Here is a 14,735-nt window from a genome sequence, read left to right on the forward strand (position 1 = left end):
GCGTCTCTCCTTGCCTCCCTCACTGCACCGGGTACCGCTGCGCGCCGCCGAGGGTCTGGACGTTCACGTTCGTGAGCAGCGGGCGGTAGTTCATGTCGAACTGCATGTTGCTCGGCAGCACCGGAGCCGCCTGGTTGAGCCGGCAGGCCGCATCGAAGACCTGGCTGTTGGTCGCGAACTGCACCCAGCAGACTTCGTGGAAGCTCCAGTTCCAGATGTTCCAGCCCGCCGTGCCCATGCCGTTGATGGGCAGGGTCGTCAGGGCATTGCCCAGAATCGCGTTCACGAACTTGCCGGACCAGTAGGTCGCGCCCAGGAGGTTCGACAGCAGCATGACGAGGGCACCGCAGTCGAAGCAGTTGAGCGTCATCGGGTAGGCGGCGCCACCCGCGCGCCAGGTGAGGAAGGTGGTGAGGTACACGTTCACCGTTCCGCCGTTGTTGATGAACAAGGTGGGGGCGGGGTTGTACTGCGCTCCCGAGCCGTTGATGCCCGTGGTGATTCCCCCCGCGGCGGCGGCCGCGGCGCCAGCGCCCTGGGCATACGCGCATGCGGCCTCGAGCGCCGTCACCCACGGGTCCTGGTTGCTGCCGTTCTGCGTCCACGGAGGGCTCGGCGTATCCAGGATGAGGAACGAGCGGTGGGTGGTGTTGCCGAGCTGAGTCACCTGGCCGCCTCCATCGGTCGCGGTCCACGCCCAGGTCGTGTTGACGACACCGACCGTCTGCGCCCCGATAGTGCAGTTGGCGAGTGGCATCTGCACGTTGGCCCGGCCGTGCTCGTCGAACGCCACCTCCCGCGGGGCGATGTCGCCCAGGGGCGTTCCATTGCCCACCGCCGCGATGGTGAGAATCTCTCCCGCCTCGGCACCGGAGAGGGCCACCCCAATCTGGGGAACGTTGCCTCCGGCCAGGACCTGGGCAATCGCATACGCCGACGGCTCATTGGTGCCGCCGCGGGTCCATTCCGGCACGTTGATCGCCGTCGCGTAGTCCCTGCGAATCCGCAGCGCGCTGGTCTGCGGATTGGCCCCCCAGTAGAATGTGATTGAGTCGAGCTGCACTGGCATTACGTCCTCCATTTCAGTGATGTCTGGAAGACGGTCTGGTGGGCTCGGCGTGAATTCGTCCGCCATCGCCGTGCCAGGCCCGCACCGCGTGGCGCGCACGCGCGGCTCAGCCCGGGGAGCCACCTCCTCCCTTGCACGTCTCGGAGCCAGCGGCACCCCAGCAATCCTTCAGGTTCTTGCATCCCGCGGCCGCGGCGGCATTGGGCGCCAGGACGCTGGCCTGGGCCTTGATGATGAAGTTCACATACACGTTGAGCGGCCGTGTCTCGGCCTCGGCGCGAGGTTCCTCCTCGCCCTTCGCGGCGACCACCCCTTGGGTGTCAGCGTCCTGCGTGGTGAGACCGGACTGGGTGGGAGTCTTGTCACCAGGAACATCGGCCGTCTGCTGGGGCTGCGTGTAGCGGTGCTCGTGTTTCTGGAAGGCGTCGAGCTGCTGCGAGCCGACGGAGTTGCCCTGGTTGCCCTCACCCTGCCCGCTCGAGCCGTAGCGGGCCGAGAGGCGGGTGTCGGCACCGGAGTCTCTCAGTCCCTGTCCGTTGGGCGCACGCGTCGCGTCCTGGTTGACGCCGCGCAGGAAGGCCCCGCGATAGTCCGGCAGGTAGAACAGGGTGGCGGGAGGGTCTCCCTCCGTCACGGGAGTGCCGTACAGCGGGCCGATGAGGGCGTAGAGCGTGGGATACGTGACGGCGCTGACCTGCGCGCCGTCACAGAAGAGCCAGCCCTGCGCCGCCAGGGCGGTGCGAGTACATGAGTTGATGGGTCCCGCATAGGGGAGGACCGCTCCCACGGGGACCTCGACGGGCATCGGCGGCAATGGAGTTCGCATGGCCCCGCACCCAACCTACTTGCATCCGGGAAGCTGGCTTCCCTCGGACAGATAGAGGAGCGAGGTGGGCACCGCGACGGTCCACGTCTCCGGTGCTTCCTTGTGCGCGCAGCCGCACGCGTCCAGGAGCACCTGGGCCAGCGGCACGAGCGTCTCGGGCAGCGGGACCTCTTCCGGAGACCAGGCGGGCATGTGCCCGAGCTGGAAGAGGAAGGCGAGCGTCCGCCAGTACTCCGGCGCCACCGGGACGAGGACGCGCGCCGAGCTGGCCTGGAGGAAGCTCAGGAAGAGCGGGTCCGGGCACGGCTGGAGCTTCGCGGCGCCCACCCAGTGGAAGGACTGGGCCGAGGGCTTGCTGCCCACGTCCCACGAATAGAAGCGGTAGCTCATCTCCGCCCACTCGAAGGCCGCGTCGAAGTAGCGCAGCGCGGCTGGCTTCTCCTCGGGGGGACGCGGGTCCAGCGCCCGCAGCACCTCCAGGCACTGCCGCTTCAGGGCGGCCCGCTCCAGCTCGCGCAGGCTCCACGGGGACTCCCGCACCCACTGCCAGTACTGCGCGCGCCAGACGTCATACAGCTTGCGGTAGCCCGCGACGAGGGCATCGTACGTGCGGACCTGCCAGGCCTCGTAGGCGCTGCTGCCCTCGGACTGCTCCGGAGGAGGCACGACGCGGCGGGCCCGGTAGTAGGCCACGAGCACCTGGTAGTTCGTCGCGTTCACGTCCCGGTAGGAGGAGATGGGGGGGACGAGCCTGTTGAGGCTGACGGGCTGCTCCGGGACGTCCTCTCCGGCCCCGAGGACGAACGGCAGGGCCTCCGCGGGGCTCGGCACGAGGAACTCGATGACGAGGCGCGACCCGCGCTCCTTGACGGACATGGTGTAGAGCTTCTTGAGCCAGCGGTAGATGCCCACCTGCCGGCGGTCGCTGTCCAGGTTGTCGTGGATGGCGCGCGAGGCCTTCTCGTACTCTTCGTGGAGGCGCAGCTCGCGCTCTTGGACGACGCGCTTCTGCAGTTGGTTCGTCGCCAGGTCGACGGCCCTGTGGGCCTCGCGATTGCCGTCCTGGGTGCGATTCAGCGTGGAGTCATTCGAGCCCGTCCACTTTCCGTCGACGGTGAGACCCAGGCCGTTGGGCTCGACGGTCTCCTTCAGTTGGGTGAAGTCGCGGTCGAGCTTCAGCGAGCCGACGAGGTTCTCCAATTCCTTGCTCACGTCCGTGCCCGTGGTGCGGTCCGTCACCTGCTGGTTCGAGCTCGTATGGCGGTGGCCATCCAGGCTCCCGTGGTCCGCGCGCAGGCGCAGGCGCTCGGAGAAGACTCGCTTCTCACGCGGCATGACGTTGAGCGTGAAGGCAATCTCCCCCGGCTCGTAGCCCTTGAGCGCCTGGCGGATGCTCCGCAGCAGCCCCAGTCCGAACAGGCGCGCCCAACCCTGCTCGGAGGGGACGACGGGGTCGGACGTCGCGACACCGGCCGCCTTCTGCTCGGGAGCGCGCTGCGCCGACAACGGGAGGACCACGATGGCCTCCAGCGCCTGCCTGCGGCCCCGCTCCTCGCGCAGGGCCGCATCTCCGTGCTGGAGGCGGATGAGGAAGGCGAGCATCCGCAGGACGAGGATGAGCGTGTCCGCGCGCGTGGAGGGATTGGAGGAGGCAGCGAGCTCCTGAGTCTGCGCCCAGGTGTCGTCGGAGAGCTGCCGGGTCGCGGGCAGGGACAGGTACGCCAGCAGCGGCATCCCCAGGACCTGCTCGGCCTCGTGGGTGAGGACAGCGAGTTCATGGGGGCCCTCCAGACACCAGAACGAGTGATACAGCCGGAGGAGCGACGCCACCTGCTGCTCCGGCTCGCGCGAAGCGATGGGTGAGGCTGGCGCTCCCGCCCCGGAGGGAACGGACTCTGCTGGCGCTTTGGGTCCGGGGGGAGTGGGCGCGGCCTGCGCTCCCGCCCCGGAGGGAACGGACTCTGCTGGCGCTTTGGGTCCGGCGGGAGCGGGCACTGCCTGCGCTGCCGACCCGGCGGCAGTGGACGCGGCTGGAGCTTCCGCCCCGGAGGCAGTGGACGCTGGCGCTTTCTGCCCGGCGGCAGCGGGCGCGGCTGGCGTTTCCGCCCCGGAGGCAGTGGGCGCTGCTGGCGCTTCAGGCCCGACCGCCTCGGCCGGCGTGGACGGGGGCGGAGGCGGCAGCGCCGGGTCATTCCGGAAGATGAAGCGCTCGCGGCGCCTGGCACAGCACGAGGGCACGACGGGACGTGTCACCAGATAGGAGAAGGCCTCCAGCGACTCGTCCGGCACGATGGGGTCGATGGGAGGACAGGGATGCTCCCCACCCACCAGCCACACGGCAATCCAGGAAGGGTCGCGCCTCTTGGCCGAGGGCTTGATGGGCTGGGCCTCCGCGTGAAGCTGAATCTCATGGGGCAGGGGGAACTGGAGCCAGACATCCACGGTGGCGCCCAGCATCGGGAACTCGAGCTGCTCGCGGGGATGGGCGGCGCCGAGCTTGAAGGGCCGCGTCTCGCGCGTCGTCACGGACATCACCGAGCCGCTCACCTCCCGTCCGTCGTCGGAGCATTGCCAGGTGAAGGAGAGCCGGAACTCCGGGTCTGGCATCAGCACGCTGCCCGACCTGGCGCGAACGGGCAGCCCGGGGGGAACCGACTGGGCGGCCGGGTCAGCGCCGGGGGACGAGGGCGTCTTGGAGGGCACGTTCTCGGAAAAAGGCATGACTCGACCTCGCTGCACTGCATGAAGTGGGAAGGGAAGAAACACGAAGGGGCCGTGCCGCACGCGCACACGCGGCGCCGGCACGGCCCCTCCATGGCAGTCCGCGGGCTGCCGGCTCAGGTCTGGCGGTCGATGACGGAGAAGTAGTAGCCCTTCTCCCGGTCACCCTTGAGGGCGAAGGTCAGGGCGCTCAGACCCGTCAGGTCGATCTCGGTGAACTTCTGGCTCATGACGGCGGAGGTCAGCGTCTCGCTCTGCGTCACGTTGCGCACCAGGCCCACGTAGATCTTCGGCGTGAGGCCGAAGGCGGCCTCGTCCCCGAAGCCCACGCCCGTCTGCTTCATCACCGGCGCGCCATCCTTGATGAGCGTCACGTCGATGCCGCCCGGCGTGTGGATGTTGTTGGCCACGTCGATCTCGTTGGCCTCGGTGCTCAGCCCCGTCTGCATCAGCTCGTAGTCCTGCTCGACCTGGTTGAGGGCGTAGATGCTGCCCTCGTTGACGCTCATGGGCAGCACGCCGCTGGCGTCACCGTCCCACGACACCGCCACCTCCGTGTCCACCGTATAGGTGAAGTTGTGGTAGCCATTGAAGCCCACCCTGTCGATGACCTGCCACGCGGTGGGCGGCAGGGCGGTGAGGTCGGCGCGGCGGTTCTTCAGGAACACCAGGACGCTGCCGTCCTTGTTGTCCGAGAGGTTCTGGTACGTCACCTTGATGTCATTGGCCATGGTTCTGCTCCTTTGTGAAACAGGGGTTGGGTGAAGCCTCTTGATTGCCTGGATGTGTCAGGACAGACGCTGGATGACGGAGAAGTAGTAGCCCTTCTCCCGGTCACCCTTGAGGGCGAAGGTCAGGGCGCGCAGACCCGTCAGGTCGATCTCGGTGAACTTCTGGCTCATGACGGCGGTGGTCAGCGTCGAGCTCTTCACCACGTTGCGCACCAGGCCCACGTAGATCTTCGGCGTGAGACCGAAGGAGGCCTGGTCCCCGAAGCCCACACCCGGCTGCTTCATCACCGGCGCGCCATCCTTGATGAGCGTCACCTCGATGCCACCCGGCGTGTGGATGTTGTTGGCCACGTCGATTTCGTTGGCCTCGGTGCTCAGACCCGTCTGCATCAGCTCGTAGTCCTGCTCGACCTGATTGAGGGCGTAGATGCTGCCCTCGTCGACGCTCATGGGCAGCACGCCGCTGGCGCCGCCGTCCCACGACACCGCCACCTGCGTGTCCACCGTATAGGTGAAGTTGTGATAGCCATTGAAGCCGACCCGGCTGATGACCTGCCACGCGGTGGGCGGCAGGGCGGTGAGGTCGGCGTTTCGGTTCTTCAGGAACACCAGGACGCTGCCGTCCTTGTTGTCCGAGAGGTTCTGGTACGTCACCTTGATGTCATTGGCCATCGCTCTACTCCTCGGGGTTGGAAATGATTGCGACAGGCTTGCCGGACGGACCGTGACTGCCTCGCCCATCGCCTGTTGCACTGTCTTGGACTCGCGTCGGGAAGCCGTGTGAATTCCTGAAATCTTCAGCGGCGCGGATTCATCACCGGCGCCATCCCCGGGACGAAGCGCCGGGAGTCATGAGTCACTCAATGGCTGAAGGCTTCACGGACTGGCCGTGATTGAAGTGCGCAGGAACGTCGGAGCATCCATGGGATGCATCCACGACGTCCGCGTCGGCCCGGACCGCGAATCCAGGCGGCACTGCCAGGCCCCCGCTGGGGGCTCACAAATTCACGCGTGCGGCGTCTACTGAGCTACGGCGACACCGGCACGCTCGTCCCACTCAACCCCGCGGTCAACGAAACGAGACAAGCCAATGTCCATTCCCCTCATCTGTGGCCTGGGCGCGCTCCTGCTCGCCCTCATCCATGCCATCAACGGCCGCTCGTCGCTGTGGCTGGCCATCACCCTGCTCGCGCTGGGCATGGTGCTGCCCTCCGTCGTCCGCTGGCGGTAGGAGGGCAGCACCGGGACACATGCCGACTACAGCGGCTCCAGGCGGAACATCTGGCAGTCGTTGTTGGACCACGTCCACTGCTGGAGGACGGTGCCGTCACCGCTGCTCCAGCAGCTCGTCACGTCCAGCACCTTGCCGCTGTGCCGCGCCTCCAGCCGGTAGTAGCCGTTGCCCAGCGACACGGCCTTGAACTGCTGGTTCGCCCCGCCGCCCCAACCCCACTGCTGGAGCCGCGCGCCGTCGGCGGTGCTCACGTCGGTGATGTCCAGCACCTTGCCGCTGTAGCGCGACACGAAGCGCGCGTAGCCGTTGTCCGTGGGCTCCATCACCCACTGCTGGCTGGTGCCGGTGTGGCAGGCCCACTGGTGGATGGTGGCGCCGTCCGCGCTGCTCGGGCCATTGATGTCCACGCACTTGCCGGTCAGCTTGTTCACCAGCCGGTACGCGGTGCTCCCGGAGGACTGCAGCACCTGGGCGATGGCGCTCAGGAGCGACGTGGCGCCCGTCGTGTCCTGGGAGATTTCCCAGATCATCACGCCGCCGCCCTGTCCGAGCGCGAGCCGCGCCTTCGCCTGGATGGTGGCGATGCCGTTGTAATAGACGTCGCCGACGTTGTCCTTGTACGGCGCCTGCGAGTCCATGGCGACGAGCTGCGAATACGCCACGTACTGCGAAGGCGAGCGGCCGTAGAACGGAACGCCGAGCACCGCCTTGGCTCTCGGCAGGCCGCGGCCCACCCAGTAGTTCAGCGCGGAGACGGCATAGTCATACGTCGAGTGGGGCTGGCCGCCGTCGTAGGCCATGATGTTGAGGAAGTCGACGTCGGCGAACGCGGACGCGGGGATGCCGTCGCCGTAGTAGCCATTGGCCACCACGGCGGCGGTGAGCAGCTTGCCGCGGCTGTGCATGGCCGCCCCCAGCTCGCGGGCCAGCGCGCCGAAGTTCTGCGCGGAGGCGCCGGGCTCCGGGTACTCCCAGTCGATGTCCACGCCGTCCAGCCCGGCCGTGTTGACGAAGGACACCAGCGTGTTGACGAAGTTGGTGCGCGCGCTGGCGTTGGCGGCCATCTGCTCGAAGGCGCTGTCGTTGCCGTCGTTCCATCCGCCCACCGCGATGAGCACCTTCACGCCCCGGGCGTGCGCGGCCGTCACCAGCGAGCGCAGCCGCGCGTCGGTGGCGCTCACGCCGGTGAGCCCGCCCTGCGCGGTGGGCAGCGCGAAGGCGTAGTTGATGTGCGTCAGCTTGTCGTACGGGATGGCGTTGACGTCACCGGCCCACGTGGGGAAGTAACCAACCACCCGCGTCGCGAGCGCGGCTGACTCCACCTCGCCCACGGGCACCCCGGTGACGAGGGAGATGGACTCCGGCTGCGCGGAGCAGGCCAGCAGGGTGGCGAGGCACGCGGCCCCGAGCGTCACGCGCTTCCACTGAGAGACTTCGAGGGACATGGTGTGTTCCTTGAGGGGTCTCGACGCGAGGGGGCTACTGCTGCCACTGGTAGACGCGCACCCAGTCGACTTCCATCTGCTGCGGCGTCTGGCGGATGAGGTCCAGCGTGGACTGCGGCACGCCGAAGTAGGGCGTGGTCGCGCCATTCGTCCCGTTCGGGTAGGTGCCGCCCACGGCCAGGTTGAGGATGATGTAGAAGGGCTTGTCGTACGCCCACGCGCCATAGCGCTCGACCTCCGCGCGCGTCGCCGTCTTCACCAGCGCGCCGTCGATGAACCACTTCACGTCCGCGCTGGAGAACTCCGTGCGGTACACGTGCCAGTCGCTGACGGGGGTGCTCGGGTAGAACTGGCCAGTGATGGGCGTGTTGCCGAAGTAGCCCGGGCCATGCAGCGCGCCGGACGTCCAGTTGCCGTAGCCGACGTTCTCCATGATGTCGAGCTCACCGCAGGCGGGCCAGCCGACCTGACCGATGTTGTTGCCGAGCATCCAGAACGCCGGCCACAGGCCCGGGCCCACCGGTAGCTTGAGGCGCGCCTCGACGCGGCTGTGGCCGAACTCGCGCAGGCCCGCGCTCTCCAGTCGCCCGGAGGTGAAGGGATAGCCGTTGTTCCACTCGTTGCGCGCGATGAGCTTCAGCGTGCCGTTGCTCACCTGGATGTTGTTGGGAGAATTCGTGTACTGCTGCTGCTCGCTGTTCACGTGCACGCCAGTGTTGGCGAACCAGTTGGACGCGTTGACGCTGTTGCCGTCGAACTCGTCGGCCCAGATTTGGACCCAGCTGCCGCCTCCGCCCACGGCGCCCCAGGTGAAGGACTCCCAGCACCCGCCGACGGCGGTGCGGCTGGCGTACAGCGGCGCGGACGCGGAGCGGTTCAGGTCCGCGGACACGAAGAGCCCGTTGCTGCGCGCCTTCAAGCCGATGGAGCCGTTGCCCAGCTCCACCCACTCGAAGCGCTCCCAGTCCTGGAGGGTGGCGCGGTTGGCCACGAGCTGTCCGCCGAGGTTGGTGTCGGCGGACACGTAGAGGCCCGACTCGCTGGCGCGCAGGGCGATGGTGCCACCACCCGCGTCGATGACCTGGAACTGCTCCCAGCCCTGCGCCGACGCGCGGTTCGCCACCAGCGGCGCGGTGGCGCCCAGGTTCTGGTCCGCCGAGACGAATTGCTGCGTCGAGCACGCCTTCAGCCAGATGGTCTGCCCGACAGGCGCCGCGGCAGCCTCGGCGCTCAACAACAGACACCCCGCGGCGAGCGCCAGCATCCAGCGACTCGCCACGCCACTTCCGTACTCCCAGGCCATGCAGTCCTCCTCGTGGTCCGGATTCTCAAAAACCCGTAGCACGAGGAAAGCCTGATTTCTCGAACTTTATTTTTACAGTGGAGGAAGTCAGCGCCGGGACAGGCCGTAGATGGACATCACCATCTGCTCGAAGGTGCGAGAGGGCAGCAGTGTCTTGGCCATCAGCGCGGCGCGCTGGGACAGGTGGCCCACGGTGTAGCGCACGCGCACACGCCGCTTCTCCGTCAGCGCCAGCACCTTCTGCGCCACGGCCGCGGGGGCGATGCCCTCGCCCTCCTCCGCCTCCACGGCCTGGAGCACCTTCATGAAGGCCTCGCGGTACGCGGAGCCCGGGCCGGACTGGCTCGCCTTGACGCGGTTCTCCCGGACGCGCGTGCGCACGTCACCGGGCTGCACCAGCGTGGCCTCGACTCCGAAGGGAGCCACCTCCTGGCGCAGGCTCTCCGTGAGCCCCTCCAGGGCGAACTTGCTGGCGCTGTAGAGCCCCTGGAAGGGAAGGCCCGCCTCGCCGGCCAGCGAGCTGATGTTGACGATGAGGCCGGACTGCCGCGCCCGCATGGACGGCAGCACCGCCTTGCACACTCGCAGCACGCCGAAGAAGTTGGTGTCCAATTGGCGCCGGGCCTCGTCGATGGAGACGTCCTCCACGGCGCCCGCCATCACGAAGCCCGCGTTGTTCACCACCACGTCGATGCGGCCCTCCGCCGCCAGCACCGCGTCCACCGCGCGCTGGACGGAGTCGTCCCGCGTGACGTCCATCTCCAGCATCTTGTAGCGCTCGCCGTCAGGAGACGGCCGGCGGCTGGTGCCGTACACCGCGTGGCCATTCGCGCCCAGCAACTCCGCGCAGGCCTGCCCGATTCCAGAGGATGCGCCGGTGATGAGAACCACCCTGCCTCGCGAGTCGCTCATGCAGTCTCCTACTCAGGGGTGATGTCTCTATTAACGCCCAGACACGGAAACCTGTGCACTTCCTTTCCAGAAAACAGGCATTGACTGTCTTTGATGCCAAGGCACTGAAGGTTTCCAGGGCCACAAATGAAGGTTTGCGCGCGCACTGAAATACAAACAGTTCATTGATTGACATGACACGCCTCGCCGTGGCGCGAAGTGCGTCATTCCTGGCGCCGCGCGTCGGGGGCGGAGTGGACTCAGGCCTTCGCGGGGGCGGGAGGCGGGCGCGCCTGCGGGAAGCGGTGGCGCAGCGCCCCGGCCACCAGCAGGGACAGCACGGCGGAGACGACGCCGCTCACGAAGGGCGCGCCCGGGGCCACCGTCGAGTAGAGGAAGCCGCTCCACACGGGGCCCACCACGCGCGCCAGCCCGCCCGCCGACTGGGCGATGCCGAGCACGCCGCCCTGCAAATCTGGCCCGGCCAGCGCCGACGCCAGGCTGGCGAGCACCGGCTGGAGCATGCCCATGCCCGTGCCCACCAGCACCATGGCGACGACCAGCATCCAGGGCTGGGAGGCCACGGCGATGCACGCGAGCCCCGCGCCCATCAGCGTGGCGCCCGCGAGCACGAGCGTGAAGCCGCGAATCCGGCGCGTCAGCCAGCCGATGGCGAAGGCCTGCAGCACGAAGGTCATCAGCCCCATCAGCGCGAAGAGGCGCCCCACCTCGCGCTCGCTCCAGCCGAAGCGCGCCTGGGCCAGCAGGCCGAAGGACACCTGCAGGTTGGTGATGCCGATGAAGGTGAGGAAGAAGAGCGAGAGCATGGGCGCGATGCCCGGCTGGGCCAGCGCCTCGGCCAGCCGCACCTTCTTCCGGCCCGGCGTGCCACCCGTGCGCGCCGGGCCATGGTCGGGGTGCGTCTCGGGGAAGAGGAAGAAGACGCCCAACATGGCCGCCGCCGCGAGCACCGCCGCGGCCGTGGGAGGCGCCCACTCGCCCCACCAGGCGTGGAGCTGGCTGCCGATGACGGGGCCCAGCACCATGCCCAGGCCGATGCCGGCGCCCACGCGGCCGAGGCCCGCCGCGCGGGACTCCGGGTCCGTCACGTCCGCCACGGCGGCCTGACACGCGGCGAGGTTGCCCGCGGTGGCGCCCGCCAGCATTCGCGAGGCGAAGAGCACGGGCAGCAGGTGCACGCGGGTGGCGTACGCGAAGAGCGCCATGGAGATGGCGTTGCCCAGCAGGCTCAGCAGGATGACGGGGCGCCGGCCCACGCGGTCCGACAGCCGCCCGAGCAGCGGCGTGGCGACGAGCTGCGCGGAGGAGAAGAGCGCGAGCAGCACGCCCGCCGTCGTGGCCGTGCCGCCCATGGACTCCACGTAGAAGGGCAACAGCGGGATGATGAGCCCGAAGCCCACCAGGTCCAGGAAGACGGTGATGAAGACGAGCCCCCGCACGCGGCGCTGCACGGTGAGGGGCACGAGCTGCGCTGCTGGCGACGGCGCGTCCATGTGCCGGATGATTAACAGCGACTCGCGACGGGCGAACGTGAATCGCGCGGGAGTGACGAACCGATGACCCTCATCGAGCCCTTGATGATGGCTGGAGCGCTGGTGGGGGCCGCGGTGGGCGCGGCCCTGGGCTTTCCCTCGGGCCTGCTTCCGGGCCTCGGCGGGCTGCTCGCTGGCGCCGTCATCGGGGCCCTCTCGGGCCCCTTCGTCTTCATCTTCCTGGGGCTCGTGGTCCTCACCGTGTTCCGGGGACCGCGTCACTCCTGGGACCTGGTGCGCGAGCTGTTCGGCTCGCGCCCGGGGAACTAGCGACTAGCTTGGACGGCTCCAGATTTTCGGCCAGTCGTCGAAGTCGCTGGCTTCCTTGCCGTCGATGAGGAGCGAGTACATGGGCTCCTCGGGGAAGTCATTCAGGCGGATGGTCAGCGTGTGCCCGTCCACCTGGGCGCGGAAGGGGTGCTCCGGGTCGCTGGCCTTCGACCAGCTCAGCTTGCGGGTCATCAGCTCTTCGGCAGTCATGATGTCGGCCTCGCTTCTCCGAGGAGGTGCTGGTTCACCGTCTGGTTGGTCCGGTTCGAGCTGCCAATGAGCTCCTTGAAGACGTCGTCGCCACGGAGCCCCTTGGCCTCGGCCTTCTTCACCAGGCTGTCGAAGGTCGGACCGTTGATATTACCGTACTTGACGAAGTCCCGGGCTCGCAGCATCGCGAGCTCCAGCGGGTTGCTCATCATCTTCCGCGCCTCGAGCCGGGCGTCGTGCCGGATGGCCACCGCGCGCTTCGCCCGCTCCTCCATGGAGAGGCCCTGGGCGGCCCACTGCCTGTCGAGCTCGGGGATGGTGTTCACCTTGTCCAGGTACCACTGGCGGACTTCCGCGTTGGTGGTCGGCTTCTTCGAGTTGCTCGCCTCCGGGCCGCTCACCTGCTGCGTCCTCTCGTTGGACGGACGGCGCGAGCGCGGCTTCGGCGCCCCCGTGTCGAAGTCATCCTGGCGCGCCGGCTTCGGCTTGGAGGACGACGGCGAGGAGACCGAGTTCGTCCGCGACGGGGTGGGCGAAGAGTTGCTCTTGGTGGAAGCGGCGGGCGACTTCGGTGGAGGCGGTGTCTCGGCTCGGGGGGAGGAAGAGGACGTCTTCCGGTTGATCTTCACCATGGGGGGCCTTCGCGGGGGCGGCGAGGGAGTCTTCAAGATGAGTTATCGCGGACGGCGAAGAAAGGTTGCGACCTCCACCTACCTCTCCGCACTTTTCACTTCCTGAAAACGCGACAGAGACCTGGAGTAGCGGCGGGCGCGCAGACGGGCCAGCCCGAGCAGCGTAGCGCAGGTCCACGCTCCAGCAGTGCCACCCGCCGCGGCGCAGCCGCCTCCCGTCGTCTCCTCACAGGGCAGCCACGCCCGGCATGTGACGCCCGCTTTCACGCACGGGCGCGTGCCATCGGGTCCGGAGCAGCGGGCTCCGAAGCGGCCGGCCTCCAGGCCCGCCACCGCGCAGCTCCGCCCTCCTCCGGATTGGTCGACACAGGCCATTCCCAGCGGGCAGTCGGCGTGGGCCTCGCAATGCATCGCGCATGCATCCGCCGTCGCGTCGAGTGGTGCCCGCGTGGGCGGCGCGCGGGTGGTCTCTTCCATCACCGCCTGGAGGAAGTCCGCGTGCGCGTCGACGCGCGTGTTGGTGCCCGTCGTGCAGGCGAGGTCTCCGTACGCGGTGACGCCGCTCAGGAGCTCGGTGCCATCGACTTCCAGGAGGGACGGGCCGCCGCTGTCGCCTCCGCAGGACATGGCGGGTGCGCCTTCGATGGAGAAGGTGCCCTCGTCCAAAGACGTCACGCGCGCGGTGCCGCTGTGGCGCAGCCCCGTCCGGCCCTCGTCGTCCAGGCCGAAGCCCACCACGCGCGTCGTGCGCCCCACCAGGTCCGGAGGCAGCGAAGCGAGGTGGAGTGGCATCGGTGAGACGGGCGCGTCCTCGGCCAGGATGAGCACGCCGATGTCGTGCGCTCCCGCGCGCCAGCCGGGGTGGAGCCGCCCGTCGACGACGCGCACGCGCTCCGTGCCGGATGCGCGCGCAGTCTCCGAGGCAAATACAACCGAGAGGACCTGCGGCGCGTCGGCGTTCTCCACGCAGTGCGCCGCCGTGAGGACGACTCGTGGAGCGACCAGCGTCCCGGTGCAGAGAACGGGTGCCTCCGCCTCCGGCTCGCCGCAGAGGGGCGACACCGGGACGATGGCGCCCACCGCCGGATAGCCCGGCTCGGGCGCACCGCCCACGACGCTGGCTCGCACCGCCAGGTCGCCGGACTCGGGCGTGCGCGGATGGTCGCACGCGCCTGCCGCCACGAGGCCCCACGCGAGGAGAACTCCGACGAGCCTCATGTGCTCGCCGCCGCGAGGCCTCTCGTGACGAGGAGCCTCGCGGGCCTCACGTGCGGACCGAAGCGCACGATGCGTCAGTCCCTCGCGAAGTCACCCTGCGGCGTGGCCGAGGGCTTCCGATCCGCGTCCCAGTACTTCCACTCCCCCGCCTTCGCGCCATTCGCGTAGTCACCCTTCACGGCGAGCGTGCCGTTGGGGTGCCACTCCGAATACAGCCCCTGCGCCTGGTGCGCGACGAGCGTGCCCTCCGCCCACTTCGTCCCGTCGGAGCGCCACGCCGTCCACTTCATCTCCGGGGAACCCGCGGTATGGACCTCCTCGCGATTCTTCTGTCCCTCCTCGTAGTAGAGGGTCCACGGGCCCTGCTTGAGGCCGCCGCGGTACTCACCTTCGAGCTGCTTCACGCCATCCTCGAACCAGCTCACCCAGCGGCCTTCCATCTTCCCGTCGACGTACTGGCCCTCCGTCTTCAACTGGCCGTTGGAGTACCACTCCGCCCAGCGGCCATGCTTCGTGCCGTTGGACTTCGCGCACCACTGCACGGTGCCCTCCGGCGGCGCACGGCCATGCAGCCGCGCTCCGTCGGGACAGGGGCCGGAAGCACGGCCGCAGCCGAACACCCCAGCGAGAGC

At 68.6% G+C, this 14,735-nt stretch carries 15 protein-coding genes; 2 read left to right on the forward strand and 13 right to left on the reverse strand.

What is annotated here, in order from left to right; all coding sequences use genetic code 11:
* Positions 1–19 precede the first annotated feature (19 nt).
* From ACVTJA_RS43180 to ACVTJA_RS43200, 5 genes are all read right to left on the reverse strand, one after another.
* Complete coding sequence (locus ACVTJA_RS43180; RefSeq protein WP_465829475.1) at positions 20–1,069, reverse strand: hypothetical protein; 1,050 nt, start codon at positions 1,067–1,069, stop codon at positions 20–22.
* A gap of 106 nt (positions 1,070–1,175) precedes the next feature.
* Positions 1,176–1,895, reverse strand: a complete 720-nt coding sequence (locus ACVTJA_RS43185) for a tail fiber protein (RefSeq protein WP_465829476.1) — start codon at positions 1,893–1,895, stop codon at positions 1,176–1,178.
* Between the two features lie 15 nt (positions 1,896–1,910).
* Positions 1,911–4,616 (reverse strand): hypothetical protein, encoded by a 2,706-nt coding sequence (locus tag ACVTJA_RS43190; protein WP_465829478.1) that lies wholly within the window; start codon positions 4,614–4,616, stop codon positions 1,911–1,913.
* A 116-nt stretch (positions 4,617–4,732) separates the two neighbouring features.
* Positions 4,733–5,347 (reverse strand): hypothetical protein, encoded by a 615-nt coding sequence (locus ACVTJA_RS43195; protein WP_465829479.1) that lies wholly within the window; start codon positions 5,345–5,347, stop codon positions 4,733–4,735.
* A 57-nt stretch (positions 5,348–5,404) separates the two neighbouring features.
* Positions 5,405–6,019 carry a hypothetical protein gene (locus ACVTJA_RS43200; RefSeq protein ID WP_465829480.1) on the reverse strand — a complete coding sequence of 205 codons (615 nt, stop codon included), beginning with the start codon at positions 6,017–6,019 and terminating at the stop codon, positions 5,405–5,407.
* Positions 6,020–6,437: 418 nt separating this feature from the next.
* Here ACVTJA_RS43200 and ACVTJA_RS43205 point away from each other — a divergent pair, with 418 nt between their 5' ends.
* On the forward strand, positions 6,438–6,578 hold the full coding sequence (locus ACVTJA_RS43205; RefSeq protein WP_206724883.1) for a hypothetical protein: 141 nt from the start codon (positions 6,438–6,440) through the stop codon (positions 6,576–6,578).
* Positions 6,579–6,604: 26 nt separating this feature from the next.
* On the opposite strand, the gene ACVTJA_RS43210 is transcribed toward ACVTJA_RS43205, so the two are convergent.
* From ACVTJA_RS43210 to ACVTJA_RS43225, 4 genes are all read right to left on the reverse strand, one after another.
* Positions 6,605–8,026 carry an RICIN domain-containing protein gene (locus tag ACVTJA_RS43210; RefSeq protein ID WP_465829482.1) on the reverse strand — a complete coding sequence of 474 codons (1,422 nt, stop codon included), beginning with the start codon at positions 8,024–8,026 and terminating at the stop codon, positions 6,605–6,607.
* 34 nt (positions 8,027–8,060) lie between these two features.
* The gene (locus ACVTJA_RS43215; RefSeq protein WP_465829484.1) at positions 8,061–9,329 is read right to left on the reverse strand and encodes a family 16 glycosylhydrolase; all 1,269 of its coding nucleotides are present in this window, start codon (positions 9,327–9,329) and stop codon (positions 8,061–8,063) included.
* Between the two features lie 87 nt (positions 9,330–9,416).
* The gene (locus ACVTJA_RS43220) at positions 9,417–10,241 is read right to left on the reverse strand and encodes an SDR family oxidoreductase (RefSeq protein WP_465829486.1); all 825 of its coding nucleotides are present in this window, start codon (positions 10,239–10,241) and stop codon (positions 9,417–9,419) included.
* A gap of 239 nt (positions 10,242–10,480) precedes the next feature.
* Positions 10,481–11,734 (reverse strand): MFS transporter, encoded by a 1,254-nt coding sequence (locus ACVTJA_RS43225; protein ID WP_465829488.1) that lies wholly within the window; start codon positions 11,732–11,734, stop codon positions 10,481–10,483.
* 63 nt (positions 11,735–11,797) lie between these two features.
* Here ACVTJA_RS43225 and ACVTJA_RS43230 point away from each other — a divergent pair, with 63 nt between their 5' ends.
* Entirely contained in the window at positions 11,798–12,043 is a 246-nt protein-coding gene (locus ACVTJA_RS43230) for a hypothetical protein (protein WP_465829490.1), read from the forward strand.
* Positions 12,044–12,046: 3 nt separating this feature from the next.
* On the opposite strand, the gene ACVTJA_RS43235 is transcribed toward ACVTJA_RS43230, so the two are convergent.
* The 4 genes from ACVTJA_RS43235 to ACVTJA_RS43250 form a co-directional block, all read right to left on the reverse strand.
* Positions 12,047–12,253, reverse strand: a complete 207-nt coding sequence (locus ACVTJA_RS43235; protein ID WP_465829492.1) for a hypothetical protein — start codon at positions 12,251–12,253, stop codon at positions 12,047–12,049.
* Positions 12,250–12,885, reverse strand: coding sequence for a hypothetical protein (locus ACVTJA_RS43240; protein ID WP_465829493.1), 636 nt, complete (start codon positions 12,883–12,885; stop codon positions 12,250–12,252). The genes ACVTJA_RS43235 and ACVTJA_RS43240 overlap by 4 nt, the downstream gene beginning before the upstream one ends.
* Before the next feature lie 78 nt (positions 12,886–12,963).
* Complete coding sequence (locus ACVTJA_RS43245; protein ID WP_465829495.1) at positions 12,964–14,103, reverse strand: S1 family peptidase; 1,140 nt, start codon at positions 14,101–14,103, stop codon at positions 12,964–12,966.
* Positions 14,104–14,177: 74 nt separating this feature from the next.
* Positions 14,178–14,645, reverse strand: a complete 468-nt coding sequence (locus tag ACVTJA_RS43250; RefSeq protein WP_465829497.1) for a toxin-antitoxin system YwqK family antitoxin — start codon at positions 14,643–14,645, stop codon at positions 14,178–14,180.
* Between the last annotated feature and the right edge of the window lie 90 nt (positions 14,646–14,735).

The sequence above is a fragment of the Pyxidicoccus sp. M6 genome (assembly GCF_055568925.1).